Origin of the sequence: Nonomuraea monospora, from assembly GCF_039531895.1 — a bacterium.
GTDB lineage: Bacteria > Actinomycetota > Actinomycetes > Streptosporangiales > Streptosporangiaceae > Nonomuraea > Nonomuraea monospora.
Genome location: NZ_BAAAQX010000002.1, coordinates 462,859 through 487,067 on the forward strand (window position 1 = coordinate 462,859; position 24,209 = coordinate 487,067).

At 71.6% G+C, this 24,209-nt stretch carries 26 protein-coding genes; 17 read left to right on the forward strand and 9 right to left on the reverse strand.

What is annotated here, in order from left to right:
- The 7 genes from ABD331_RS05370 to ABD331_RS05400 all read left to right on the forward strand — a co-directional run bounded on the left by ABD331_RS05370 (position 1) and on the right by ABD331_RS05400 (position 6,606).
- Positions 1-1,809, forward strand: coding sequence for an NAD(P)H-dependent oxidoreductase subunit E (locus tag ABD331_RS05370; RefSeq protein WP_344471132.1), 1,809 nt, complete (start codon positions 1-3; stop codon positions 1,807-1,809).
- Positions 1,806-2,648 (forward strand): 2Fe-2S iron-sulfur cluster-binding protein, encoded by an 843-nt coding sequence (locus tag ABD331_RS05375; protein WP_344471133.1) that lies wholly within the window; start codon positions 1,806-1,808, stop codon positions 2,646-2,648. The genes ABD331_RS05370 and ABD331_RS05375 overlap by 4 nt, the downstream gene beginning before the upstream one ends.
- Positions 2,641-3,507 carry a formate dehydrogenase accessory sulfurtransferase FdhD gene (gene fdhD / locus ABD331_RS05380; protein ID WP_344471134.1) on the forward strand — a complete coding sequence of 289 codons (867 nt, stop codon included), beginning with the start codon at positions 2,641-2,643 and terminating at the stop codon, positions 3,505-3,507. Before ABD331_RS05375 ends, fdhD begins: the two co-directional genes overlap by 8 nt.
- A gap of 120 nt (positions 3,508-3,627) precedes the next feature.
- On the forward strand, positions 3,628-4,569 hold the full coding sequence (locus tag ABD331_RS05385) for a metal ABC transporter substrate-binding protein (RefSeq protein WP_344471135.1): 942 nt from the start codon (positions 3,628-3,630) through the stop codon (positions 4,567-4,569).
- On the forward strand, positions 4,566-5,345 hold the full coding sequence (locus ABD331_RS05390) for a metal ABC transporter ATP-binding protein (RefSeq protein WP_344471136.1): 780 nt from the start codon (positions 4,566-4,568) through the stop codon (positions 5,343-5,345). The genes ABD331_RS05385 and ABD331_RS05390 overlap by 4 nt, the downstream gene beginning before the upstream one ends.
- Entirely contained in the window at positions 5,345-6,217 is an 873-nt protein-coding gene (locus ABD331_RS05395) for a metal ABC transporter permease (RefSeq protein WP_344471528.1), read from the forward strand. The genes ABD331_RS05390 and ABD331_RS05395 overlap by 1 nt, the downstream gene beginning before the upstream one ends.
- Positions 6,214-6,606 carry a Fur family transcriptional regulator gene (locus tag ABD331_RS05400; protein WP_344471137.1) on the forward strand — a complete coding sequence of 131 codons (393 nt, stop codon included), beginning with the start codon at positions 6,214-6,216 and terminating at the stop codon, positions 6,604-6,606. Before ABD331_RS05395 ends, ABD331_RS05400 begins: the two co-directional genes overlap by 4 nt.
- A 9-nt stretch (positions 6,607-6,615) precedes the next feature.
- Here ABD331_RS05400 and ABD331_RS05405 read toward each other — a convergent pair whose 3' ends face one another.
- Positions 6,616-7,509 carry a DMT family transporter gene (locus ABD331_RS05405; RefSeq protein WP_344471138.1) on the reverse strand — a complete coding sequence of 298 codons (894 nt, stop codon included), beginning with the start codon at positions 7,507-7,509 and terminating at the stop codon, positions 6,616-6,618.
- An 89-nt stretch (positions 7,510-7,598) separates the two neighbouring features.
- Between ABD331_RS05405 and ABD331_RS05410 the strand changes: the two genes are divergently transcribed.
- Genes ABD331_RS05410 through ABD331_RS05425 form a run of 4 tightly spaced genes read left to right on the forward strand, consistent with a single transcriptional unit; the run spans position 7,599 to position 10,400 of the window.
- The gene (locus ABD331_RS05410; RefSeq protein ID WP_344471139.1) at positions 7,599-8,129 is read left to right on the forward strand and encodes a CGNR zinc finger domain-containing protein; all 531 of its coding nucleotides are present in this window, start codon (positions 7,599-7,601) and stop codon (positions 8,127-8,129) included.
- A 48-nt stretch (positions 8,130-8,177) separates the two neighbouring features.
- A complete protein-coding gene (locus tag ABD331_RS05415) occupies positions 8,178-8,702 on the forward strand; it encodes an NUDIX domain-containing protein (RefSeq protein ID WP_344471140.1) in 525 nt (174 codons plus the stop codon).
- 43 nt (positions 8,703-8,745) lie between these two features.
- Positions 8,746-9,864 (forward strand): helix-turn-helix domain-containing protein, encoded by a 1,119-nt coding sequence (locus ABD331_RS05420; protein WP_344471141.1) that lies wholly within the window; start codon positions 8,746-8,748, stop codon positions 9,862-9,864.
- 2 nt (positions 9,865-9,866) lie between these two features.
- Positions 9,867-10,400 (forward strand): hypothetical protein, encoded by a 534-nt coding sequence (locus ABD331_RS05425; protein WP_344471142.1) that lies wholly within the window; start codon positions 9,867-9,869, stop codon positions 10,398-10,400.
- A 28-nt stretch (positions 10,401-10,428) separates the two neighbouring features.
- Here ABD331_RS05425 and ABD331_RS05430 read toward each other — a convergent pair whose 3' ends face one another.
- The 4 genes from ABD331_RS05430 to ABD331_RS05445 form a co-directional block, all read right to left on the reverse strand.
- Entirely contained in the window at positions 10,429-10,905 is a 477-nt protein-coding gene (locus ABD331_RS05430) for a pyridoxamine 5'-phosphate oxidase family protein (protein WP_344471143.1), read from the reverse strand.
- Between the two features lie 72 nt (positions 10,906-10,977).
- A complete protein-coding gene (locus ABD331_RS05435; protein WP_344471144.1) occupies positions 10,978-12,594 on the reverse strand; it encodes an ABC transporter permease in 1,617 nt (538 codons plus the stop codon).
- Positions 12,595-12,700: 106 nt separating this feature from the next.
- A complete protein-coding gene (locus tag ABD331_RS05440) occupies positions 12,701-13,108 on the reverse strand; it encodes a hypothetical protein (protein ID WP_344471145.1) in 408 nt (135 codons plus the stop codon).
- Between the two features lie 14 nt (positions 13,109-13,122).
- Complete coding sequence (locus ABD331_RS05445) at positions 13,123-14,343, reverse strand: serine hydrolase domain-containing protein (protein WP_344471146.1); 1,221 nt, start codon at positions 14,341-14,343, stop codon at positions 13,123-13,125.
- Positions 14,344-14,568: 225 nt separating this feature from the next.
- On the opposite strand from ABD331_RS05445, the gene ABD331_RS05450 reads away from it, so the two are divergent.
- Positions 14,569-15,456 (forward strand): LysR family transcriptional regulator, encoded by an 888-nt coding sequence (locus ABD331_RS05450; RefSeq protein ID WP_344471147.1) that lies wholly within the window; start codon positions 14,569-14,571, stop codon positions 15,454-15,456.
- 271 nt (positions 15,457-15,727) lie between these two features.
- Here ABD331_RS05450 and ABD331_RS05455 read toward each other — a convergent pair whose 3' ends face one another.
- On the reverse strand, positions 15,728-16,744 hold the full coding sequence (locus tag ABD331_RS05455) for a saccharopine dehydrogenase family protein (RefSeq protein ID WP_344471148.1): 1,017 nt from the start codon (positions 16,742-16,744) through the stop codon (positions 15,728-15,730).
- 121 nt (positions 16,745-16,865) lie between these two features.
- Between ABD331_RS05455 and ABD331_RS05460 the strand changes: the two genes are divergently transcribed.
- A complete protein-coding gene (locus ABD331_RS05460; protein WP_344471149.1) occupies positions 16,866-17,825 on the forward strand; it encodes an AraC family transcriptional regulator in 960 nt (319 codons plus the stop codon).
- On the opposite strand, the gene ABD331_RS05465 is transcribed toward ABD331_RS05460, so the two are convergent.
- Entirely contained in the window at positions 17,807-18,781 is a 975-nt protein-coding gene (locus ABD331_RS05465; RefSeq protein WP_344471150.1) for a helix-turn-helix transcriptional regulator, read from the reverse strand. The two genes, ABD331_RS05460 and ABD331_RS05465, sit on opposite strands and share 19 nt — an antisense overlap.
- Before the next feature lie 89 nt (positions 18,782-18,870).
- On the opposite strand from ABD331_RS05465, the gene ABD331_RS05470 reads away from it, so the two are divergent.
- Together ABD331_RS05470 and ABD331_RS05475 are read left to right on the forward strand one after the other, a co-directional pair.
- Positions 18,871-19,266: a RidA family protein gene (locus tag ABD331_RS05470; protein ID WP_344471151.1), complete on the forward strand. Its 396-nt coding sequence runs from the start codon at positions 18,871-18,873 to the stop codon at positions 19,264-19,266.
- 77 nt (positions 19,267-19,343) lie between these two features.
- A complete protein-coding gene (locus ABD331_RS05475) occupies positions 19,344-20,126 on the forward strand; it encodes a bestrophin-like domain (protein ID WP_344471152.1) in 783 nt (260 codons plus the stop codon).
- Here ABD331_RS05475 and ABD331_RS05480 read toward each other — a convergent pair.
- On the reverse strand, positions 20,123-20,896 hold the full coding sequence (locus tag ABD331_RS05480) for an isoprenyl transferase (protein ID WP_148435725.1): 774 nt from the start codon (positions 20,894-20,896) through the stop codon (positions 20,123-20,125). The two genes, ABD331_RS05475 and ABD331_RS05480, sit on opposite strands and share 4 nt — an antisense overlap.
- Positions 20,893-21,627 (reverse strand): DNA repair protein RecO, encoded by a 735-nt coding sequence (gene recO / locus ABD331_RS05485; protein ID WP_344471154.1) that lies wholly within the window; start codon positions 21,625-21,627, stop codon positions 20,893-20,895. The genes ABD331_RS05480 and recO overlap by 4 nt, the downstream gene beginning before the upstream one ends.
- Before the next feature lie 151 nt (positions 21,628-21,778).
- Here recO and ABD331_RS05490 point away from each other — a divergent pair, with 151 nt between their 5' ends.
- Together ABD331_RS05490 and ABD331_RS05495 are read left to right on the forward strand one after the other, a co-directional pair.
- Positions 21,779-23,320, forward strand: a complete 1,542-nt coding sequence (locus ABD331_RS05490; protein ID WP_344471155.1) for a CDP-alcohol phosphatidyltransferase family protein — start codon at positions 21,779-21,781, stop codon at positions 23,318-23,320.
- On the forward strand, positions 23,317-24,039 hold the full coding sequence (locus ABD331_RS05495) for a DUF5941 domain-containing protein (RefSeq protein ID WP_344471156.1): 723 nt from the start codon (positions 23,317-23,319) through the stop codon (positions 24,037-24,039). Before ABD331_RS05490 ends, ABD331_RS05495 begins: the two co-directional genes overlap by 4 nt.
- Positions 24,040-24,209 lie beyond the last annotated feature (170 nt).

The following is a 24,209-nucleotide window of genomic DNA, read 5'->3' on the forward strand; positions in this document are numbered from 1 at the left end:
GTGGATCTGAGATTCCGCGGCGCCGAACCGTCGCCGGAGGAGCGCGCGGCGGTCGACGACCTGCTGGGGCCGCCTGGCACGGCCTGGGACGGCGGCGTGCGCACCGACCTCGACCTGCGCGTCGCCGCCCGCGCCGAGGCCGCCCGCGACCTGCTGCTGCCCGCGCTGCACGCGGTCAACGACCGGGTGGGCTGGATCAGTGAGGGGGCGCTGGAGTACATCTGCCGCCGCCTGACCGTCCCGCCCGCCGAGGCGTACGGGGTGGCGACGTTCTACTCCCTGTTCTCCATGGAGCCCAGGCCCAAGCGGGTGCTGCACGTCTGCACGGACCTGGCCTGCCAGGCCAGGGGCGCCCAGGGCGTACGCGACCGCGTCGCCGAGCGCTTCGGCCCGCCTGGCAAGGACTGGCACGAGAGCCCGTGCCTGGGCCTGTGCGAGCGGGCCCCCGCCGCGCTCGCCCTGGAGGCGGGGCAGCCGCACCGGGCCGAGGTGTACGCCCCCGCCACCCCCGGCACGATCACCACCGTCACGGGCGCGGCGCCCGCCACGAACGGGCACGCGCCGGGCGTCACCGTGGCCGGCGAGACGCCCGTCGAGGACGCCGTGCCGCAGGCCGGTGACCCCGGCCTGGTGCTGCTGCGGCGGGTCGGCGTCGTGGACCCGGCCAGCCTGGACGACTACCGGGCGGCGGGCGGCTACACCGCGCTGCGCCGCGCGTTCGACCTCGGCCCCGCCGGGGTGATCCGCGAGGTGCTGGAGTCCGGCCTGGTCGGCAGGGGCGGCGCCGCCTTCCCCACCGGCCGCAAGTGGGACGCCGCCGCCCGCCAGCCCGACCACCCGCACTACCTGGTGTGCAACGCCGACGAGAGCGAGCCGGGCACGTTCAAGGACCGGGTGGTGCTGGAGGGCGACCCGTACGCGCTGGTGGAGGCGATGACGATCGCCGCCTACGCCACCGGCTGCGCCAAGGGCTACCTCTACGTCAGGGGCGAGTACCCGAGGGCGGTCGCGCGGCTCCAGCACGCGATCGCCACCGCCCGCTCGCGTGGCCTGCTCGGCGACGACATCCTCGGCAAGGGGCTGTCGTTCGACATCGAGCTGCGCAGGGGCGCGGGCGCGTACATCTGCGGCGAGGAGACCGCGATCTTCAACTCCATCGAGGGGCATCGCGGCGAGCCGCGCAGCAAGCCTCCGTTCCCGGTGGAGAAGGGGCTGTTCGGCAAGCCGACCGTGGTCAACAACGTCGAGACGCTGGTGAACGTGCTGCCGATCCTGGAGCGGGGCGCGCAGGCGTACGCGGCGGCGGAGCCCAAGCTGTTCTGCGTCTCGGGCGCGGTCGAGCGGCCCGGCGTGTACGAGCTGACGTTCGGCGCGACGCTGCGCGAGCTGCTCGACCTGGCGGGCACGACCGGCACGACCAGGGCGGTGCTGCTGGGCGGCGCGGCCGGCGCGTTCGTCACCGACCTGGACATCCCGCTCACCTTCCAGGGCACCAGGGACGCGGGCGCGACGCTCGGCTCCGGCGTGGTGCTCGTCCTGGACGACACCGTGGATCTCAAGCGGCTGCTGCTGCGCATCGCGGAGTTCTTCCGCGACGAGTCGTGCGGCCAGTGCGTGCCCTGCCGGGTGGGCACCGTACGCCAGGAGGAGGCCCTGCACCGCCTCTCGCGCCGGGTCGATGACAGTGACCTGGTGCTGTTGCGCGAGGTCGGGCAGACCATGCGCGACGCCTCCATCTGCGGCCTCGGGCAGACCGCCTGGAACGCCGTCGAATCGGCCATCGACCGCCTGGGAGTGTTCAACAGATGATCCCGCTCCAGCCGCCCCGCCGGCTCATCGACGTCGAGATCGACGGCGAGACCGTGCGGGTCCCTGAGGGCTCGACGATCCTCGACGCCTGCCACGCGGCGGGCAAGGACGTGCCGACCCTCTGTTACGGCGACACGCTCACCCCGAAGAACGCCTGCCGGGTCTGCGTCGTGGAGGTGGAGGGCGCCAGGACGCTGGCGCCGTCCTGCTCCAGGAAGGCCGAGCAGGGCATGAAGGTCGGCACGGACACCGAGCGGGCCAGGCAGAGCCGCAAGGTGGTGCTGGAGCTGCTCGGCTCCTCGGTCGATCTGTCCACGACGCCGCGGGCGGCCGAGTGGACGCGGGAGTACGGCGCCGACCCGGCCAGGTTCGGCGACGAGGCGGCCACGGTCGAGCAGCCCGCCAAGGTGGACAACGACCTCTACGTCCGCGACTACGCCAAGTGCATCCTGTGCTACAAGTGCGTGGACGCGTGCGGCGAGCAGTGGCAGAACTCGTTCGCCATCTCCGTCGCGGGCCGGGGCTTCGGCTCGACGATCTCCACGGAGTTCGACGCCCCGCTCACCGACTCGGCCTGCGTCTACTGCGGCAACTGCGTGGAGGTGTGCCCGACGGGCGCGCTGTCGTTCAAGACCGAGTTCGACATGCGGGCCGAGGGCACCTGGGACGAGTCGAGGCAGACCGAGACCACGACGATCTGCAGTTACTGCGGGGTGGGCTGCAACCTGACCCTGCACGTGCAGGACAACAAGATCGTCAAGGTCTCCTCGCCGCACGACAACCCGGTCACGAAGGGCAACCTCTGCGTGAAGGGCCGCTTCGGGTACGGATATGTATAGGGTGATCAAAAAGCGCATCCTGCGGGTGAAGGACGCCTCCAGGACGCGCAAGATCGACTCGCTGGCCGCCGAGGAGCCGCTGGAGATCCGGCTCGACGGCACCCCGCTGACCGTCACCATGCGCACGCCGGGCGACGACTTCGACCTGGCGGCCGGGTTCCTGGTCAGCGAGGGGGCCGTGGGCTCGGCCGGCGACATCTCCACGATCCGCTACTGCGCCGGCGCGACCGTGGAGGGACAGAACACCTACAACGTCCTCGACGTGCGGCTCGCGCCGGGGGTGCCCGCCCCCGAGCCGCGCAACTTCTACACGACCTCCTCGTGCGGCGTCTGCGGCAAGGCGTCGCTGGAGGCGGTGCGCACGGTGGCTCGCTGGGACGCGGCAGACGACCCGGTCGAGCTGGCGCAGACGACCGTCGCGGGCCTGCCGGACCGGCTGCGTGCGGCCCAGCGGGTCTTCGACAGGACCGGGGGCCTGCACGCGGCCGGCCTGTTCACGGCCGGCGGCGAGCCATTGTGCGTGCGCGAGGACGTCGGCCGGCACAACGCCGTGGACAAGCTGCTCGGCTGGGCGCTGCGCGAGGGGCGGCTGCCGCTGCGCGGGACCGTGCTGATGGTGTCGGGCCGGGCCTCGTTCGAGCTGGTGCAGAAGGCGGTCATGGGCGGCGTGCCGGTGCTCGCCGCCGTCTCCGCGCCGTCCTCGCTCGCGGTCGAGCTGGCCGAGGAGCAGGGGCTGACGCTCATCGGGTTCCTGCGCGGCAGCTCGATGAACGTGTACGCGGGCGAGCGGCGGCTGAGCCCCACAGGCGTCACCCTGGGCGCCGGCAACGGCTCTGCCGGCGTACGAACACCGGGGTGATGAGGGGATGCCGCACGGCGCGCCTGGCCCCCAGCCGCCGTCGGCATCCCACCCACCGCCCGCCCCTCGGCCATTGCCAGATTTTGACAACCGTTTTCATTTCGACGCATACTGACTCACATGATGTCAGGATTTTCCCGGTCGAGTGCTGTCGGCCTGCTGGCCGCAGCTTCCCTGCTCACCACCGCCGCCTGCGGCTCCGGCTCCGGCTCCGCCGAGACCTCCACCACCGCTTCCGATGGCAAGCCCGAGGTCGTGGCCGCGTTCTATCCGCTGCAGTGGCTGACCGAGCAGGTCGGGGGATCCGACGCGACCGTGACCGGCCTGACCGCCCCCGGTGTCGAGCCGCACGACCTGGAGCTGAGCATCCAGCAGGTCACCGAGCTCAAGAAGGCCGCGCTCACCGTCTACATCAAGGGCATCCAGCCGGCCGTGGACGACGCCGTTGACCCCGAGACCAGCTTCGACGCCGCCACCGCCGTCACCACCATCCCCGCCGGCGAGCACGCCGAGGAGGAGGGCGGCGAGGAGGAGCACGGGCACGAGGAGCTGTCCTACGACCCGCACCTGTGGCTCGACCCGTCGCGCCTGGCCACCGTCGCGACCAAGCTCGGCGAGCGCCTGGCCACGGCCGACCCCGCGCACGCCCAGGGCTTCAAGGACCGCGCCGCGAAGACGGCCGCCACGCTGGGCGCGCTCGACCAGGAGATCACCCAGGGCCTGACCACCTGCAAGTCCAGGACGCTGGTCACCGCGCACGAGGCGTTCGGCTACCTGGCCGACCGGTACAAACTCAAGCAGGTCGGCATCACGCTCGACCCGGAGACCGAGCCCTCGCCCACCCGCCTGTCGGAGGTGGCCAAGCTGGCCAAGGCCGAGGGCGTCACCACGATCTTCACCGAGTCCCTGGTCAGCCCGAAGGTGGCCGAGGTGCTCGCCAGCCAGGTCGGCGCCAAGACTGCGGTGCTCGACCCGCTGGAGAGCAAGCCCTCGGGGGATTACCTGTCCGCCATGCGCGATAACCTCAAAACACTACAAACAGCACTGGGGTGTACGGCATGAGCGAAACGGCCTTCGCGATGACCGACGGCCGGGTCTCCTTCGATGGCAAGCCCGTCCTGCGAGGCATCGACCTGACCGTCTGTCCCGGGGAGGTCGTCGCCCTCCTGGGCGCCAACGGCTCGGGCAAGTCCACGCTGGTCCGCGCGCTGCTCGGCCTCACGCCGCTGACCGGCGGCCGGACCTTGGTGTACGGCGCCCCGCCCGGCAGGTTCCGCGACTGGTGGCGCATCGGCTACGTGCCGCAGCGGCTCCAGGTCGGCGGCGGCGTGCCCGCCACCGTGCGCGAGGTCGTCGCCTCGGGCCGGATCGCCCGGCAGAGCAGGCTGCGCAGGACCAGCGCCGCCGACAAGGCCGCCGTCGAGAGCGCCCTGGAGGCCGTCAGGCTCGCCGACCGGGCCCATGACCCCGTGCAGTCGCTGTCAGGGGGGCAGCAGCAGCGGGTGCTCATCGCCAGGGCGCTGGCCGGGGAGCCCGACACGTACGTGATGGACGAGCCCACCGCGGGCGTGGACGCCGAGACCCAGCAGTTGCTCGCCGACACGCTGGCCGGGCTCGTCCGGGCCGGCAAGACCGTGGTGCTCGTGGCGCACGAGCTGGGCCCGCTGGAGCCCGTCATCACGCGCGGCGTGGTGATCCGCGAGGGCCGCGTCGCCCACGACGGCCGGCCGCCCCGCCCGGAGGGCGACTGCGCGAGACCGGGCCACGAACACCAGCACCCGCACGCCGAGGAGCCCGTGGGGGGCCCGCTCACCGGGTGGCAGGGGGAACCAAGGTGATCTTCGAACTTCTCCAGGAGGAGCTCTTCCAGCTCGCGCTCATCGCGGCGCTGCTGGTGGGCCTCTGCGCGCCCGCCGTCGGCACGTTCATCGTGCAGCGGCGGCTGTCGCTGCTGGGCGACGGCATCGGGCACGTGGCGCTGACCGGCGTCGCGCTCGGCTTCCTGACCGGCACCGCGCCCGTACTCACCGCCGTGATCGTCTCCATCGCCGGCGCGGTCGCCATCGAGCTCGTCAGGGCGCGCGGGCGCACCAGCGGCGACGTGGCGCTGGCGCTGCTGTTCTACGGCGGCATCGCGGGCGGCGTCATGCTCATGGGCATCGCGCCCGGCGGCAGCAACGCCAAGCTGAACTCCTACCTGTTCGGCGCCATCGCCAGCGTCACCGTCGAGGACATCTGGGTCATCGCCGCCCTGGCCATCGCCGTCATCGCGGTCGTCGTGATCTTCGGCAGGGAGCTGTTCGTGCTCTGCCAGGACGAGGAGATGGCCAAGGCCAGCGGCCTGCCCGTCCGGTTCCTGAGCCTGCTCATCGCCGTCACCGCCGCCCTCACCGTCGTCATCGCCATGCGCGTCGTCGGCCTCCTGCTCGTCAGCGCCCTCATGGTCATCCCGGTGGCCACCAGCCAGCAGCTCACCCGCGGCTTCCGTACCACTATGGGGCTCGCCATGCTGTTCGGCGTGATCGCCTCCGTGGGCGGCCTGCTCGCCTCCACCTACTCCGCGAAGGTCCCGCCGGGCGCCGCGATCGTGCTTCTTGCGCTCGCCGGCTTCGTCCTGGCCCTCGGTGTCGGTAAATTCGTACGGCGAGGCCGTACCCAGGAGTCGACATTGAGCGAGCGACGGAAGTTGCGCGTCGAGGAGGTCGCATGACCACGAGGCGCGATGCAGTGCACGACACCCTCCGCCAGAGCGAGGGTTTCCGTAGCGCGCAGGACGTCTATGCCGAGATGCGCCTGCACGGGGCGAAGATCGGGCTGACGACCGTCTACCGGGCGTTGCAGGCCCTGGCCGACAAGGGCCAGGTCGACGTGCTGCGCACCGACGACGGCGAGTCCGTCTATCGCGCGTGCGCGACCGACACCCACCATCACCATCTGGTGTGCCGCAAGTGCGGGCGCACCGTGGAGGTGGCGGGGCCGGCCGTGGAGCGGTGGGCCGAGGCGGTGGGCAGCGAGCACGGCTTCACCGAGATCACTCACACGGTCGAGGTCTTCGGCACCTGCTCGTCCTGCTCCACGACTCCCGCCCGTACGGGCTGACCGCCTTCGTCAGCCCTCCACCTGTACGGGGACCTTGGCGGCAGCGGATCGGCGGGAGCCGTACAACACTCCCAGCACGACCACCACGCACCCGGCGAGCTGCAACACCGACGGCCGCTCGCCGAGCACCACCGTGGAGATCGCCACGGTGGACATCGGCTGCACGAGCAGCAGCAGCGACGTCAGCGCGGCGGGCTGACGCGGCAGCGTGTACGTGATCAGCGTCCACCCCAGCACCTGCGGCCCCAGCGCGAGCACCAGCAGCCACCCGTGCGCCGGCCAGCTCGGCACGAACTCCGCTCCCCCGAACCACGGGCTGAGCAGCGCGATCCCTGCCGTCGCCACCACCGTCGCGTGCGCCAGCGGCCCGGCCGCCCGGTCCGACCCGCCCTTGAGCAGCAGCAGATAGGCCGCGTACGACAGCGAGGTCGCCACCCCGGCGGCCACCCCCAGCAGCGGATCGCTGCCGTAGGCGGCGCTGTCGAACACCCCCGAGATCAGCACGACCCCGGCGAACACCACCGGCGTCCCCACCATCAACGGCGTGGACGGCCGCTCCCCGAACAGCGCCCACGCGGCGAACGCCACGATGAACACCTGCAGATTCCCCAGCACCGTCGCCAGCCCGGCGCCCACGTAGTCGATCGCGTGATGCCAGAACAGCAGGTCGAGCGAGAACACCACCCCGGCCGCCCACGACATCAGCACCGCCCTGCGCGGCAACGGCCCGAGCCGCCGCCGCTCCAGCCAGGCCAGCAGCAGCATGGGCGGCACCGCGTACGCGCACCGGAACAACGCCGAGGTCGCGGGCGATACACCTGATAACCGAACGAGGGGAGCGGAGGTGGAGATGACGAGCGCACCGATGATCGCGATCAGCACGATACGGCGATGTGCACTCACGGAAACCCCCCGAGCCCCGTACAGGAGATACGCTGCGACCACGCTAGAACCCGGCCCGGACAGGAGTCAACATGCCGTTTGGCCATGACATGGTGCATTCTCTGGCCACCGTTGTCGAACTGGTCAACACCTCGCCGTCCACCGGCGGCGACGAAGGCCTGTCCGGCCTGGCCGAGCTGCAAGCGTTCGTCGAGTCCCGCAAGGTCAGCGGCGTCGGCAAACTCACCGCCCGCGACCTCGGCCAGGTCCGCATGGTGCGCGAGGCCTTCCACCGCGTCTTCACCGCCCCCGACCAGCCCACCGCCGTCCGCACCCTCAACGCCCTCCTCTCCGAGACCCGCATCACCCCGCGCCTCACGGAACACGACGGCCACCCCCTGCACGTCCACTACTTCGCCGCCGACGCCACCCTCGCCGAGCACGTCGCGGCCGACTGCGGGGTCGCCCTGGCGCACCTGCTCGTCGAAGGCGAGGCCGAACGATTGCGCACCTGCTCGGCGCCCGACTGTGACCGGGTGTTCGTGGATGAGTCGCGTAATCGGTCGCGCGTCTACTGCGACAGCCGTACCTGCGGGAACCGCATGCACGTGGCCGCCTACCGGGCCCGCCGACGAGCCTGACCGGGAACCGCGACCCGAACTGTCAGACCTGACCCGTAGCCTCGTGCGGTGGATCAGCGTGGGCCGGACCAGAACACCTTGCGAGCCGCCGTACAGGACGCCCGCAGAGCGGAAATCGAGCTCGACAACGCACGCGCCTGGCTGGAGACGGCGATGAAGGGCCCGATGGACCCGCTCGGAGCCGAGGCCTGGGTCTTCGACGAGGCCTTCCAGCATGTGCTGCTGGTCAAGCACCGCCGGCGAGGCTGGGTGCCACCGGGCGGCCGGGTAGAGCCCGGCGAGAGCCCGCGAGAAGCCGCCCGCCGCGAACTGGCCGAGGAAACGGGCATCTCCGCCGATCTGCTGGACGCTCCGGCGGCGGTCACGGTGCGCTCCTACCACCCGGATCTGAGCGTCACGCTCGGCTTGTCCTACGGGGCCGTCGTGCGCCGGTCGGTGCGGCTGGTGGAGGAGAGCGGTCAGCCTGTGGCATGGGTGCCCTTGTCGGAGGACTGGGAGGGCGCCTTTCCTCAAGATCGGCCGCACATCCGCGCGTACGCGAGACGCCTGTCCGACGGCCCGCACCCCTACTGAGCTGCGTCTTGCGATTTTCGCAATCGTTCCGTAGGCTGTCCCCATGGCCTCCGGGGAGACTGCAGCACGTGTCCGTCAACTGATCGCGGAAAGCGGCCTCACTCAAGCGGAATTCGCCGTCAAAGCCGGGCTCGACGCCCCGAAAATGTCCAAGTCGCTCTCCGGTGTCAGACGCTTCACCTCACTGGACCTGGCCAGAATCGCCGACTTGTGCGGGGTGTCCGTCGACTGGTTGCTGGGCGCCGACGCGCTCACCCCCTCAACGGCGGCGAGAACCACGGCGGCCCCGCTCACCTCGGCCGAAGCGGCGGTCCGCGAGGCCGAGCGTCTTGCCCAGATCCGGGCCGACCTCGCCTTCCTCGGCTACCGCCAGGAGGTGCCGCGTTTCGAGATCGCCCGGGCAACCCACCCCGTCCTGGCCCAGGGCCGCGACCTCGCCGCACGCGCCACGGCCCATGCCGCCGGCGGGGGGATCGACCTCTGGCGGTGCAAGGACCTGGCCGGTGCGGTCGAAGCGGCGTTCGGCGTGGACGTCCGGGTCCACCGGCTGCCTGACGGCTTCGACGGGTTGTCCTGGTCCGACGACCACAGCGCCCTGATCGTGGTGGGCACCTCGGAGGTGCCCGCCCGCCAGAGGTTCACCATCGCCCACGAGCTCGGCCATCTCCTCGCGGGCGACGACCAGGGCCTCCACCTCGATGTGAACCTCTACGACGCCGATCACCGGCGAAAACCGTCCGAGAGACGCGCGAACGCCTTCGCGGCGGAGTTGCTGCTGCCCGCCGCGATGCTGCGCGAGAGAGCCGGGCAGCTCACCTGGTCGCTGGAGACGTTCGCCCGGCTGGCGTGCGACCTGTGGGTGTCGCCGAGCACACTCGCCTGGCAACTGTTCAATCTCAACCTCATCGACAAGAGCCAATGCGAGGCGTTCCGGCACCTGACCGCCTGGGAGGCGGCCAGGGAGGCGCACGCCGTCGAGTCCCTCGGCGAATGGATCCAGCTCACCTCCCGGCCGCGAGTGCCCGCGCCGCTGGTGCGCATGACGTTCCAGGCCTACGCCGACGGGAAGGCGACGCTGCGGCCGTACGCGAACCTGATCGGCGTCGACACCGACACGTTGCGGCAGGCCATCACCGGCATGAGAGAGGATCCCCCGCTCTAGTCATGGCCTGGTACTGGTTTCCCGACAACACGGTGCTGTGCAACTTCGCCTCGGTGGACAGCCTCTCGCTCCTCCAGCGCATCCTGCGCGAGCGGGGCCGCTGGACGGAAGCGATCGCCTACGAGGCCTTCCGCTCCGCGCGCTTCTACCCCGATCTCGGCAAGGTGGCGGAGGAAGGATGGCTCGGTGAGCCCATCGAGATCGACGATCAGTCAGAGGTCGAACTCGTCGAACGCACCCGACGCGCTGTGTTCGGCGGATCACCGCAGGAGCCGCTGAGGCATCTTGGAGAAGCCCAGACCTGCCACATCATTCGCAGCCGGACGGATTATGTCGGCTCTTACTGGATCACCGATGATCGTGACGCGCTCGACTACGCCCGACGCATCGGGATCACCGCCCGCGACACGGCTGACCTCATCAGCGAGGGGATCGCCGACGGCTGCTGCACCCGCCACGAAGGTTACCGGCTCCTTCACCTCATGCGGGCGAAGGGCAGACACCTTCGCATCCCACCGAACCAAGCGCAGCTGTGACCACCGCACGACCGACCGGCGGTGGCCGCTACCCCAGGTCCACGACGAGCCGCGAGTCAACCCCCTTGCCATGGACCGGGTCGCTGCCCCTGATGTGCACGGAATGCTCCGTGACCCGCGCCCGGTACAGCCGCAGCTCAGACGGCGGCCGCAACTCCTCGGCGGGGAACACCTTCTGCTCGGGGAACCTGGCCCGGCAGGCCGTCTCCACGTGCCGGTCGAGCTCCTCGTCCGGCACCTGAGCAGCGGTGGCCAGCAGGTAGACGGCCTGGGCGCCGCCGCCGACCGGCACGCCGGAGTCGAAGATCACGATGCTGATGTCGGGCCGTTCGGCGATGTTGCGGGAGTGGTGCGACGCCGGCGAGGAGATCCAGAACATGGTGTCGTACGCGTCGGGCGCGAAGTACACGGGCGACACGCGAGGCCGTCCGTCCGGGTCCACGGTGCCCAGGACCATGTATCGGTTGCTGTCGATGATGTTCCTGGCCATGTCGGCGAGCGTCACGGGGCCTCCTGGCCGGTGCGGGTCTTTTCCGAGCCCATCCTGTACGCCGTCTCGATCTTTAGCCAGCCCGTCTCAGACGCCGAAGTCGCGGCGGCGGAGGGCGAGGAGGCCGCCGGTCGTGAGGAGGGCCGTGACGGCGAGCAGAGCCGCCGTGGGGGCGAGCTGGAAGGCGGGTTCGAGCATCGCATTGCTCACATAGTGGAACGGCTCCACCGGGCTGCCGCCCCACATCCCGTACAGCGGCCCGACGACCTGCCCCAACCCGGTGGTGAGGATCCAGGCGAGCCACCCCACCACCACCGCGGCCCTCGGCACCAGCCCGTAGGCCAGCACGCACACGCCTCCCACACACCAAGCCGCGGGTACGGTGCTGAGCGCCCCGGCCAGAAAGGCGGGCAGGTCGGTGGGGAGGGAGCCGGCCGTCAGGGAGTAGATGAGGCCGAAGACGACGCCCGCCACGGCCATGAGTGCAGCCGTGCCGAGGGCGGTGACGAGGAGGTGGCCGGCGGCCCAGCGGAGGCGGGTCAGCGGGGTCGCCTGGAGGGACTCGGCGCGGCCGGACGTCTCCTCGGAGCGTAGCCGCAGCGTCATGAGGACCGGGTAGAGGGCGACGGCGTAGGCGAGGATGAGGACGAGGTACCAGACGTAGCCGCCGAGCATCGACGCGCCTGCGGGGACGCCGAGGAAGTGCGAGATGTTGTCGGCGATGATGCTGGGCCGGGAGATCAGGTCCCTGGCCAGCGGGGTGAGGGCGCCCGCGAAGACGGAGAACACGGCGACGCCTGCCGCCCATTTGATCAGGAGTCCCCGGTGCAGCCGCCAGGCGAGGCTGATCGGGCCGCGTACGACAGGGGCGGAGTCCTGGCCGCCGCGTTCGGGGAGGAGGCCGCCGCGTTCGGGGAGGAAGCCGGCGCCGAGGTCGCGGTGGGTGAGCAGCCGGTACGCGGCCACGTACAGGAGCGCCGCGACCAGAGCCAGGACGGCGGCCAGCCACCATCGCTGCTCCTGGTAGGGCGCCACCAGATGCCCCCAGCCCACCGGCGACAGGTACTTCAGCCACAGCAGCCCCGTCGCGTCGCCCGTGAAGCGCAGCACGTAGGCGGCCCCCAGGATGGTGAGGCTGATGGTGGTGGCGGTGCGGGCGCTGCGGGCGAGTTGGGCGGCGACGGCCGCGATGCCGCCGAACAGCCAGCCGACGACGATGATGGCGGCGCCGTACGCGAGCGACCCGGCCGGTTCGAGGCCGGCGGCGATGAGCGCGACGGCGGTGAGGAGGCCGGCGGCGAGGCTGATGCCGCCCGCGACGAGTGTGGCGGCGGTGAGCGGGGCGTGCCGGGCGACGGTGCCCGCGAGGACCAGTTCGCTGCGGCCCGCGTCCTCCTCGCGGCGGGTGTGGCGGATGACGGACATGGTGGCGGCGAACGCGGCGGCCACGTAGAGGAAGCCGCCGCTGCGCCAGGTGGCGAGCACCTCCAGGCGCGGTTCGACGACGCCGCCGCCGAGCGCGTGCAGGAAGGCGCTGCGCTCGATGACCTGGAGGTAGGTGACTTTCAGCTCGTACGTGCCCATGTTCCGGTTGATGTAGGCGACCATCGTCAGGGCCATGGACACGATCAGCAGGATCCACCAGGGGGCGATGCCTCGTTCGCGGCGCAGGGCGAGGCGGGCGAGGGTGGCGGTGCCGTTCATGGGCTCTCCGTAAGGAGCGATGACCAGCTCCTGTTCATGGGTATAGCTGACTATTCTGGTGAACAGAACGCTATACCCATGTATAGCGGCCCGACAAGCGAGCCCGTCAGGAGGCGTCGAGTGCTTCGGCGATCTTGCGGGCCATGTCCGCCACCGTGGGGCTGGGCTCGCCCTGGTGAGCGCGGGTGGCGGCCTCGACGGCGACGCTGACGGTGCGGCGGAAGTTGTCGGCCTCGGCCGGGTCCTGCTGCCTGAGCAGGCCCATGGACGCGGTCAGGGCCGGCAGCACCTGGTCGGCGAGCTGGGCGACGGACTTGCCGCCCAGGTCGAGGTCCTTGCTCTTCGCGGCGAGCACGTGCCCGATCTGGCCGGTGGCGGAGGCCAGGGCGATGCTGCCCTCGGTGGCGGCCTTGTGGGGCTTGCCGGTGGCGTCGGCGGCGGCGATCAGCGAGACGGCGCCGTAGGCGGCGGTGCGGAGAGTGGCCTTGTGCTGGTCGGTGAGGGTGATCGGCATGACTGTATGTCCGTTCAGTTGTCGAGGGACTGGTAGACGGTGGTCCAGAAGTCGTTCATCAGGTGGGCCGGGTTCGGGACGGAGTAGCCGAGCTGGCAGAGCAGGATGCCGGTGAGACCGTTGACGGGGTCGGCGTAGGCGGAGGTGCCGCTGCCGCCGTCCCAGCCGAACTGGCCGACGGGGGCGTAGTCGCCGCGGTAGGTGCGCACCGCCATGCCGAGGCCCCAGCCGCCCTGCTGGCCCTGGCCGAAGGAGATGTGCACGTTGTTGCGGGCCAGCTCGGTGCGGGGGGCGTTCTGCTCGGGGGTGAGCCGGTTGGTGGTCATCAGCTCGACGACCGGCCTTGACAGGATCCGCCTGCCGTTGTGGGTGCCGCCGTTGAGCAGCATCCGGAAGTAGGCGTGGTAGTCGTCGGCGGTGGAGACCAGCCCGCCGCCGCCGCCCTGGAACGCGGGCGGGGTGCTCCAGCGGCCGCCCTTGGCCTCGTCCCAGACCAGGAACTCGCCGGTGGCGGGGTCGGGGGCGTACAGGGTGGGCAGCCGGTCGATCTTCTCGGCGGGGACGTGGAAGCCGGTGTCGGTCATGCCGAGCGGCTCGAAGATGCGCTCACGCAGGAAGTCCTCGAACGGCTGGCCGGTGACCCGGGAGACCAGCACGCCGGTCAGGTCGCTGCCGAGGTGGTACTGCCACTGCTCGCCCGGCTGGTACATCAGCGGCAGCTCGCCGAGACGGCGCATCCACTCGTCCTGCTCGGGCACCTCGACCGGCAGGTTGGGGGTCAGGCCCTGCTCGAAGATGGCGTTCATGATCGGCTTGCCCAGCGCCGTGAAGTCCATGCCGAGGCCGAAGGTGCAGGTCAGCACGTCCCGGACGGTGATCGGGCGGCGGGCCGGCACCGTGTCGTCCAGGTCGGCGCCGGGGCTGGTCAGCACCTGGCGGTCGGCCAGCTCGGGCAGCCACGGGTCCACCACGTCGTCCAGCCGCAACCGGCACTCGTCCAGCAGCACCGCCGCCGCCGCGATCGACACCGGCTTGGAGGTGGAGGCCATCCGGAAGATCGTGTCGCGCCGCATCGGGGCGCCGCCGTCGTGCCGCATCGTGCCGAGCGTCTCGACGTGCGTCTGGCCGTTGCGGCTGACCAGCGCGACCAGGCCGGGGATCTTCCCGGAGTCCACGTGCCGGGCCAGCACCTCGCGCACCCTGCGCAGTCCCGCGACGGAAAAGCCGTTGCTCATCAGAATCTCCTTGCCTGAGGTCGTGGTTGCCACCTTCGCCGACCGACCTGATACCGGGCCGTCGCCGTCCTGACGCGGCGGCTGACGAGGCCGCGGGAGTCGCCCGGATGGCGGTCGGAGGTGGTCCGCGTGCTTCCGGCCACTAGGATCGGCGCGAACCGCCAGCCGGAACAACGACAAACTTCGCAAGGCTGTATTAACCGCCGGGTTAAGAGAGGGAGGATCGTGGACCTCCGCGACATCGAGATCTTCCTCACCCTGGCCGAGGAGCTGCACTTCGGCCGCACCGCCGAGCTGCTGCGCGTCAGCCCCGCCCGCATCACGCAGGCCGTCAAGAAGCAGGAACGCCAGATCGACGCCCCGCTGTTCGAACGCACCACCCGGACGGTCCGGCTGACCCCGCTCGGGCGGCAGCTTCGCGACGACCTCTCACCCGTCTACGCCGGCCTCCAGGACGGCCTCCGCCGCGCCAGGCTGGCCGCGCAGGGCGTCACCGCCGTGCTGCGCGTCGGCATGATGTCCATCAACGCCCACGACCTGCGCCCGTACTGGGACACCTTCCGCACCCGCCACCCCGGCTACCGGATGCAGATCCAGCACGCCTCCTTCGTCGACCCGTTCGCAGGGCTGCGCGGCGGCGACCTCGACGTGCTGATCTGCTGGCTGCCGGTCGAGGAGCCCGACCTGACGGTGGGGCCCGTCCTGTTCGCCGACGCGCGGGTGCTGGCCGTGGCCGCCGACCACGAGCTGACCCGGCGCAGCTCCGTGTCGCTGGACACGCTCGCCGACTTCCAGCACAGCGACGCTCCCTCCAGGCCGGACTACTGGGCGGAGGGGTTCGTCCCGTCGCACACCCGCTCGGGGCAGCTGATCGAGCGCGGGCCCCTGGTCCGCAACGCCGAGGAGATCCTCGCCCTGGCCAGCATGGGGCAGATCGTCAACCTCTTCCCCGCTCACATGCGGCGGTACTGGGGGCGGCCGGACATCGTCTACCTGCCCGTCCGGGACGTCGAGGCGCTCCGGTACGCGGTGGTGTGGCGTACCGAGGCCGAGAACGAGCTCATCCGGGCCTTCGCCCGTGTCGTCACCGACCTCGGCACCCTGTCCCTCTGAACCCCGCGCCATGCGGGCCTGAGACCAGGCAACCACGCGCCATGCGGCCCGCTGACGAGGCAGCCGTGCGCCATGCGGCCCGCAGACGGGACAGCCCTGCGCCATGCGGCCCGCAGACGGGACAGCCCTGCGCCATGCGGCCCGCAGACGGGACAGCCCTGCGCCATGCGGCCCGCAGACGGGACAGCCCTGCGCCATGCGGCCCGCAGACGGGGGCAAGCCGTGCCTCAGGCGGTCCTCAGCCGAGGCAAGCGGCGCGTCAGGCGGAAGGTCAGGCTGGCGTCACCTGCCACGTGACGCCGTGGTCGGTGAGGTGGTCGAGGAACGAGGCCGGGTCGAACGCCTGGGCGGGCGTCAGCGCCCCCGCCGCCGCCCCGTCCACGGCCAACCGGCGCGCCCCCTCCACCGCGATCACCGCCGTCAGCCCGTAAGGATCGGGGCCCGCCACCCACCCCCGCACCCGCTTGCCGTCCTCCCCGCTCGCCTCGGCCAGCATCAGCCAGCGCGACGCCCGCCGGCCCTCCTCGTCCGGGATCTCCGGAACGCTGTCCACGACGTCGGGCGTCAGAGCGGAGAACATGGCCGCCGCCTCGGTACGGATCACGCTCCGCACCCGCCGCGCGGCCACGTGCCGGGGAATCGTGACCACGCCGGGCAGCGCGAACACGGCCACGGGCACCGCACCCTCCTCCCCCGGCACGGCGATCGAGCCGGAGGTCTCCTCGGCGGGATGCCAGCGACCGTCCGTGTACGCCAGCGGCCCCTGTTCGAACACCGCCGCCATCGACCGCGCGGTCCCCCTGGACGCCACGCCGCGCCCCCGCAGGTCCGCCACCACCACCTCGGCCACCTCAGGCCCGACCCGCTCGGCCACCAGGTGGGCGATCATGTCCCCCGGCCCGCCGTCGTCGGCCATGGCGGGCACGACGCTCACCCCGGCCCGCGCGGCGTCCTCGCCCAGCCCGTCGAGGACGCTCCTGATGTAGTGCTGCTCCCCGGTGGTGTCGAGGTAGTGGGCCCCGGCCGCGATGGCGGCCCGGATGACCGGCTCCCCCAGCGCGGTGAACGGCCCGGCACAGTTGACCACCACCGCGCAGTCCTCGAACGCCGCCGCCAGCGCCCCGGGCTCGTCCAGCCCGGCCACCCTGACCGCCTCGCCGTCAGCGGCGATGCTCCGCAGCCTCTCCTCCGAGCGTCCGACGAGCACCGGCGTGAATCCGCGCCGCCGCGCCTCCGCCACCGCGAGCCGTCCAGTGAACCCGCTGGCTCCGTGAATCGCGAACTTCATCGTCTCCTCCTTCGTTCACGCAGCTCACGCTAGGAGGAAGCGGGACGCGTGCCCATGTCCGCCGATCCACGCACCATGTCCGATCGTCCACGACCGAAGCGCCACCGGGTACCGTACGGACATGGACGTGCTCAGCGACGCGATCACCGCCATGCGCACCGGCCTGCCGCACGCCTCCCGGACGCGGATGCGCGCCCCTTGGGGCGTGCGCTTCCAGCCGCTGCAGGGCGCGGGGTTCCATGTGATCCTTCAGGGCTCGTGCTGGCTGCTGCCCGCCTCCGGCGAGCCGGTCAGGCTCGGGGTGGGCGACGTGGTGTTCCTGCCGCGCGAGCTGGGTCACGGCCTCGCGGACGCGGTCACGACGCCGCTGATCGCGGCCACCCCCACGTACGCGGACGGCTCCCCCATCGGCAGCCTGCACCAGGACGGCCCTGGCCCGCTGACGGAGATGTTGTGCGGCGCGTACCGGCTGGACCAGTCGAGGCTGCACCCGCTGCTGACCGAGCTGCCCGACGTCATGCACCTCCCGGCGAGGATCGGCGGCCACCCCTCGCTCAGGGGCGCCGTGGAGCTGCTCGGTCAGGAGCTCGACTCCGTCCCCGCCCAGGGGTTCGAGACGGCCACGTCGGCGCTGCTCGACGTCCTGCTCGTCTACATCCTGCGCGCCTGGTACGAGAGCCAGCCCGACGACGTGGCCACCGGCTGGGGCGCGGCGCTGCGCGACCCGGCCGTCACGGCGGCGCTGCGAGCGATCCACCAGCGGCCGGCGACCCCGTGGACGGTGCAGTCGCTGGCCGGCGCGGCGGGGCTGTCGCGGGCGGCGTTCGCGCAGCGGTTCGCGGGCAAGGTCGGCGTGCCGCCGCTGGCGTACCTGACGTGGTGGCGGATGACCACGGCGGCGCGGCTGCTGCGCGACACGGACCTGCCGCTGCGGTCGGTGGCGGAGCGAACGGGGTACGCCACCGAGTTCGCCTTCGCCAAGGCGTTCAAGCGCGAGTTCGGCACCGCCCCGGGCCGCTACCGCCACGAATCAGCGCAAGCCGACGCGTCCCGTCCGCCGGTTCAGGACGGCACCGCGTAGCGGGCGGCGATCGCGGCGGCGCGGTCGCGCAGGGAGGCGCGCAACCACGGCGGCTCCAGGGCTTCGGCGTCCATCCCGAGCTGCCACAACGCCCACACGGCGTGCCTCGGGTCCTGGAAGGTCACCTCCAGTCGCAGCCGGCCGTCCGCCTCGACCTCCTCGGCGAGCACGTCCAGCGCCGTGCCCAGCAGCTCCTCCCGCCGCCCCGCGGCCATCCGCACCACCACGCCGACCTGGTCGCCACCGGCCCTGAACCGGGTGCTGCGCTCCTGCCAGGCCCGGTCCAGATCGACCCGCTCCGGCCGCTGGGCGGGCTCGGCGAGCCTCTCGGCGGCCAGGACGCGGGACAGCCGGTAGGTGCGGTCCTCGCCGGACCGCGTGGCCAGCAGGTAGCCCTTGTCGCGAATGGTGACCAGCCCGATCGGGTCCACCGTGCGCCACTTCGCGTCCTGCCCGGCGGCGGCGTAGTGGATGCGCAGCCGGTGCCCGGCGAACACCGCCCGCAGGACCTCGGCCGCTACGGCGTCGGGCACCTCCTCCTCGACCAGCCGGCGCGACAGCAGGTCGGTCTCGGGGTCGATGAGCAGCCGCCCGGCCGCGCCGGCGGCGGTGTCCTGGTAGCTCTCGGGCAGCGCGTCGACCACCTTGAGCATCGCGGAGGCGAGCGCCGAGCCGAGGCCGAACGCCTGCGCGCCCCGCCGTGACCCGGCGACCAGCAGGGCCAGGGCCTCGTCGGGGTTCAGCCCGGTCAGCTCGGTGCGGAAGCCGGGCAGCAGCGCGAAGCCGCCGTGCCTGCCGCGTTCGGCGTAGACGGGGACGCCGGCCGCGGACAGCGCCTCGATGTCGCGCAGCACGGTGCGGGTGGAGACCTCCAGCTCGCGGGCCAGCGCGGTGGCGGACAGGCGGCCGTGCCGGCGCAGCAACAGCACCAGCGAGACCAGCCGGTCGGCACGCATGCGACGACATTAGCGGAATACACGACAAAGGATGTCGTGATTCGCTGGGAGGCTCGTCACTGCTGACAAGTGATGGAGGCTGATTCAAGATGCAGCGAACGGCGATCAACCCGTGGCCGTGGTCGGTGGAGCTGGGATACCACCAGGGCGAGGCCGTCTCCGGCCACACCCGCACCCTGTACTGCTCAGGGCAGACCGCGATGAGCAGCGACGGCAAGCCCCAGCACGACGGTGACATGGCGGCGCAACTGGCGCTGAGCCTGGACAACCTGGAGGCGGTGCTGGCCGAGGCCGGCATGTCGCTGGCGGACCTCGTCCGGCTCAACGTCTACACCACGGACGTCGAGCTGCTCTTCCAGCACTACGGCGTGCTGGCGGGGCGGCTGGGCGCCGCGGGGGTGGCGCCGCCCACCACGATGCTCGGGGTGACCCGGCTGGCGATCCCCACCCTGATGGTCGAGCTGGAAGGCACCGCCATCGCCTGAGGCGAAAAAAGTCCGCCTCCCCCTGGCGACGTGACCTCACTTTGCGCAATCATTCATGCACGGAAAGTGAGGTCACGTTGCTCGTCGCCATCCTCGGCCTGCTCATCGCCGCCGCGGTCGCCGCCCTCGCGGGCCTGGCCGCGTACGCCGCCAACCGCGTCATCCCCGCACAGACCCGCGAGGACTACCGCGACGGCAGCGGGGTGATCACCGGCATCGTCGGCACCCTTTTCGCGGTCAGCATCGGCCTGGTCGTCGTCGCCGCCTGGAACCAGGTCAACACCGCCACCGAGACCAGCGCGACGGAGGCCAGCAACCTGACCGACGTCTTCTGGTACTCCCGCTCGCTCCCCGCACCCCAGCGCGCCACCCTGCAGACCCTCGCCACCGGCTACGCCACCACGGTCGTCCGCGAGGAGTGGCCCCTGATGGCCTCGGAGCGCCGCCTGTCGCCGAACGCCTGGCGGCTGTCCGACCAGATCCGCAGCTTCTTCCAGACCGTCCAGCCGGACGGCAGCGGCCCGTCCGCCCGCTACGGGGCGGCCATGGCCCGCATGCAGACCGTCCTGGACTCGCGCCGCGCCCGCGCCCAGATGGCCGACACCGGCGTGCCGCCGCTGCTGTGGGTGGCGCTCGGCGGCTGCGGGCTGGTGGCGCTGCTGCCGTCGATCCTGTGCGGCAGCGCCAACCGCCGGGTGCACGTCACCCTGGCGGCGGCGGTGGGCGGCATGGTGGGGCTGGTGCTGTTCCTGGTCTACCAGCTCGACTTCCCGTTCAGCGGCGGCATCTCGATCTCTCCCGCCGCCTTCGAGCAGGCCCTGCACCGCTTCGACAGCATCCGGGCGCTGGGCGTCGGCTAGACCTGGTTGGGGACTGCCCCGCCGTAGCGGCGGTCGCGCTTGGCGTACATCTCGCACGCCTCCCACAGGTCGCGGCGGTCGAAGTCGGGCCAGAGCCGGTCGAGGAACACCATCTCGGCGTAGGCCGACTGCCACAGCAGGAAGTTGGAGAAGCGCTGCTCACCCGAGGAGCGCAGGAACAGGTCGACGGGCGGGATCTGCGGCTCGTCCAGGTAGCGGGCGAACACCTTCTCGTTCACTTTGGACGGCTTGACCCGCCCGGCCGCGATGTCCTCGGCCAGCTTGACGGCGGCGTCCACGATCTCGGCCTGCCCGCCGTAATTGACGCAGAACTGCAACGTGAGCGTCCGGTTGGCCGTCGTCATCTCCTCGGCCGTCTGCAGCTCGGAGATGACGCTCTTCCACAGCCGCCCCGGCCGCCCCGCCCAGCGGACGCGCACGCCCATGGCATTGAGCTCGTCGCGCCGCCGCCGGATCACGTCGCGGTTGAAGCCCATGAGGAAGCGCACCTCGTCGGGCGAGCGCTTCCAGTTCTCCGTCGAGAACGCGTACGCGCTCAGGTAGGGGACGCCCAGCTCGATGGCCCCCTCGATGACGTCGAACAGCGATGCCTCGCCCGCCTTGTGCCCCTCCGTGCGGGGCAGGCCGCGGGCCTTGGCCCAGCGGCCGTTGCCGTCCATGACGATGGCGACGTGCTGGGGCACCAGCTCGCGCGGGATGGGCGGCGGGGTCGCTCCCGACGGGTGCGGGGACGGCGGTCGTACGTTCACGCGGGCTCCCTTTCGACGTGTCGCAGAGAGCGTATTCCGTGTTCGAGGTGCCACTGCAGATAAGCGGCGACCAGACCACTGCACTCGCTGCGGTGGCGGGACTCCGAGGCGTCCGCGGTGGGCCAGTCGCCGCGCAGCAGCGCCGTCATGAGCCCGATCGTCTCGCCCGCCGGCACGGCGGAACCGGCCGGCTTGCACGCCCCGCACACCACGCCACCGGCCACGATGGCGAACGCCCTGACGGCGGGCGCCTGGCACTTGGCGCACGCATCCAGCGCGGGGGCGTAGCCGGCCACGGCCAGGGAGCGCAGGAAGTAGGCGTCCAGGACCAGCCTGGCCTCGTGACCGCGGTCGGCGAGCGTGCGCAGCCCGCCCACCAGCAGCAGGAACTGCCGCAGCGCCGGCTCCTTCTCCCCGTGCGTGAGCCGGTCGGCGGTCTCCAGCATGGCGCTGCCGGCGGTGTAGCGGGGGTAGTCGGCGGCCAGCGCCTCTCCGTAAGGTCTGATCGTCTCCGCCTGGGTGACCACGTCGAGCGTGCGGCCGGTGTGCAACTGCAGGTCGACGTGGGTGAACGGCTCCAGCCTGGCCCCGAAGCGCGACTTGGTGCGGCGGACGCCGCGCGCCACCGCCCGGATCTTGCCTGTGCGCTTGGCCAGGATGGTGACGATGCGGTCGGCCTCACCGAGCTTCTGAGTGCGCAGGACCACGCCTTCGTCACGGTAGAGACTCACTCGGACATCTTACGGCCGCTCTGTATACCGGCGGACGGAACGTTACGGGCATGCTCTGGTGACGCGACTTTGCGTCACTCTCACTAGACTTTGACGTCTGTCCCCGCATTACCCGTTGTTCAACCCCCCGCTACCGCCTCGAAAGGGAGTCATGACCCGCGTGGTCCTGCTGGGCGCCTCGCCCGGCCCCGACATCTCTCCGACCGGCCTGAGGCTGGCCGCGCTTTCCGGCAATCCCACCGTGTCCGAACGGCTGCGCGGCCAGGCCGCCGCCATGGACCCGCGTTTCGCCACGATCCCGACGGACGACGTCGCGACCGCCCTGCGCGCCTTGGCCGACGTCGCCGAGCAAGCAACGGAGAGCCTGTTCATCATCCCTGAGAACTCTGTCGTCCACGACGAGCTGATCTACCAGATCACCAAGTCCAAGCGCGGTGCGCTGGCGCTCGTCGCGAAAGAGCCTCGGGTGGGGGTGACGGAGGACAACGGCCAGGAGGAGATCGGTCCCGAGGACAACGCCGCCGAGGACCGCATCCCCATCGACGAGGCCGAGCCCGAGATCGGCATGAACCGGGTCGAGGGCCTGCCGGTGCGGGTGCGCGTCGGCAAGTCCCGCGTGGTCTCCGTGGGCACCGCGACCCACGCCGTGACCAGGCCCAACGCCGTGGTGCTCGGCCCGCTGCACATCAGCGCGCGCAACGCGCCGAGGCTCGCGGAGACCTGCCGCGAGCTGGCCGCCCTGGCGCACACGTTCGGCCCGGACGACGACCTCGTCCAGCTCGTCGTGTTCGGCCTGGTGCGCAACGGCGTGTCGGTCGGCATCAGGGGCCGCCGCGACCTGTTCTACCGCCGGGTCACCACCCAGGAGGAGATCAACGAGGCCGGCGCCGAGATGGCCGGCATGAACGAGGACCGCGCCCGGCTCAACAACGCCGTCAAGGGCGCCGACGGCTTCTTCACCACGTTCTTCGTCTCCACCTACTCGCGTTACATCGCCCGCTGGGCCGCCCGGCGCGGCCTGACGCCCAACCAGGTGACGCTGATCTCGATCGCGCTCGGCGTGGCCGCCGCCGCCTGCTTCGCCACCGGCGAGCGGCCGTGGATGGTGCTGGGCGGGGTGCTGATCTACTTCGCCTTCGTCTTCGACTGCGTCGACGGGCAGGTCGCCCGTTACGCCCGCAAGTTCGGCGTGCTGGGGGCATGGCTGGACGCGACGTTCGACCGGTTCAAGGAGTACGTCGTCTTCGCGGGCCTGGCCGTCGGCTGGGTGGTCTCCGGCAACGGCGAGGAGATCTGGATCCTGGCGCTGGCCGCGCTCGGGCTGCAGTCCGTGCGTCACCTGCTCGACTTCTCCTTCGGCGTCGCCAACCGCCGCAAGCCCCCGTCCCCGCTGCCCACGACGCCGCTGGACGCCCCCGACGACCGCGACCTGCGCCAGAAGCTGACCGCCCGCAAGGTGGAGCGCAGCCAGGGCCTTCGCGGCGTGCTGAAGATGTGGACGAAGGCCGGCAAGTACCGTGCCGTCCACTGGGCGCGTAAGATGATCGTCTTCCCCATCGGCGAGCGTTTCGCGGCCATCGCGATCACCGCCGCCCTCTTCGACGCCCGGATCACCTTCATCACGCTCGTGATCTGGGGCTCCGTCGCCGCCGCCTACACCCTCACCGGACGCCTCATGAGGTCGCTCGTATGATCACCCACCCGCAGGCCCTGGCCACCCCCACACCGGACCCCGACGAGGAGCGCCGGCGCATCCAGACCGCCCGCCTCGTCGCCTACCGCGACGACGGCCCGCTCGCCAGCGCCCTGGCCGGCAAGCTCGGCACCGGCCTGCCTCCCGTGCCCGCCACGCTCGTGGCCCTGCTCGCCGTGGTCGCCGTCACGGTCACCGGGCTGCTCGACTCCGGCGGCCCCATCCTCCTCCTGCCCGTGGCGATCATGCTGGTGCTGGTGCTGCCCACCGCGCCGCGCGACCACCTGGGCCGCTTCGACTGGCTCACCCCGCCGCTGCTGCGCGCCGCCGAGTTCTTCGCCATCATCGCGATCGGCCTGGCGGCCGACGCGCCGAAGTGGCTGCTGTTCGTGCTGGTGTACGTCGTCGGCTATCACACCTACGACACCGTCTACCGCACGCGGCAGAGCATCTGGCCGCCCGCCTGGGTGTTCAGGGCCGGGCTGGGCTGGGAGCTGCGGCTGCTGGTCATCGGCGCCGGTGCGGCGCTCGGCGTGCTGACGCCGGTGCTGGCGGTGCTGACGGCGTACCTGTTCGTGCTGTTCGCGGTGGAGAGCGTGACGAGCTGGGTGCGCCTGGACAAGGCGTCCGCCCAGGCGGGCGCCGACGCCGAGCAGGACCTGGAGGCCTCCCCGGAGGACGCTCTGGAGCAGGCGACCGGAGAAGCCGAGAAGGGCTGACCCGCCACGTGCCTCCGGCGGCGCCGCATTCGGCGCGCCGCCGCACGCGTCACGCGGCGCCCCATCGGCGCGCCGCCTGATGCCTGGCGCGGCGCCGCACCTCGTGCGGCGCCGCGCTTTCTTGTTCCTCAGGGAGAGCGCTCTCACATCAGCCTCATCGCACTTGTGTG

Excerpts from the sequence above, each read along its gene's own strand:
- ABD331_RS05375 (WP_344471133.1), top strand. The coding sequence starts at position 1,806 with ATGATCCCGCTCCAGCCGCCCCGCCGGCTCATCGACGTCGAGATCGAC.
- fdhD (WP_344471134.1), top strand. The coding sequence starts at position 2,641 with ATGTATAGGGTGATCAAAAAGCGCATCCTGCGGGTGAAGGACGCCTCC.
- ABD331_RS05385 (WP_344471135.1), top strand. The coding sequence starts at position 3,628 with ATGATGTCAGGATTTTCCCGGTCGAGTGCTGTCGGCCTGCTGGCCGCA.
- ABD331_RS05390 (WP_344471136.1), top strand. The coding sequence starts at position 4,566 with ATGAGCGAAACGGCCTTCGCGATGACCGACGGCCGGGTCTCCTTCGAT.
- ABD331_RS05400 (WP_344471137.1), top strand. The coding sequence starts at position 6,214 with ATGACCACGAGGCGCGATGCAGTGCACGACACCCTCCGCCAGAGCGAG.
- ABD331_RS05410 (WP_344471139.1), top strand. The coding sequence starts at position 7,599 with ATGGTGCATTCTCTGGCCACCGTTGTCGAACTGGTCAACACCTCGCCG.
- ABD331_RS05420 (WP_344471141.1), top strand. The coding sequence starts at position 8,746 with ATGGCCTCCGGGGAGACTGCAGCACGTGTCCGTCAACTGATCGCGGAA.
- ABD331_RS05425 (WP_344471142.1), top strand. The coding sequence starts at position 9,867 with ATGGCCTGGTACTGGTTTCCCGACAACACGGTGCTGTGCAACTTCGCC.
- ABD331_RS05435 (WP_344471144.1), bottom strand. The coding sequence starts at position 12,594 with ATGAACGGCACCGCCACCCTCGCCCGCCTCGCCCTGCGCCGCGAACGA.
- ABD331_RS05440 (WP_344471145.1), bottom strand. The coding sequence starts at position 13,108 with ATGCCGATCACCCTCACCGACCAGCACAAGGCCACTCTCCGCACCGCC.
- ABD331_RS05445 (WP_344471146.1), bottom strand. The coding sequence starts at position 14,343 with ATGAGCAACGGCTTTTCCGTCGCGGGACTGCGCAGGGTGCGCGAGGTG.
- ABD331_RS05455 (WP_344471148.1), bottom strand. The coding sequence starts at position 16,744 with ATGAAGTTCGCGATTCACGGAGCCAGCGGGTTCACTGGACGGCTCGCG.
- ABD331_RS05460 (WP_344471149.1), top strand. The coding sequence starts at position 16,866 with ATGGACGTGCTCAGCGACGCGATCACCGCCATGCGCACCGGCCTGCCG.
- ABD331_RS05465 (WP_344471150.1), bottom strand. The coding sequence starts at position 18,781 with ATGCGTGCCGACCGGCTGGTCTCGCTGGTGCTGTTGCTGCGCCGGCAC.
- ABD331_RS05470 (WP_344471151.1), top strand. The coding sequence starts at position 18,871 with ATGCAGCGAACGGCGATCAACCCGTGGCCGTGGTCGGTGGAGCTGGGA.
- ABD331_RS05490 (WP_344471155.1), top strand. The coding sequence starts at position 21,779 with ATGACCCGCGTGGTCCTGCTGGGCGCCTCGCCCGGCCCCGACATCTCT.
- ABD331_RS05495 (WP_344471156.1), top strand. The coding sequence starts at position 23,317 with ATGATCACCCACCCGCAGGCCCTGGCCACCCCCACACCGGACCCCGAC.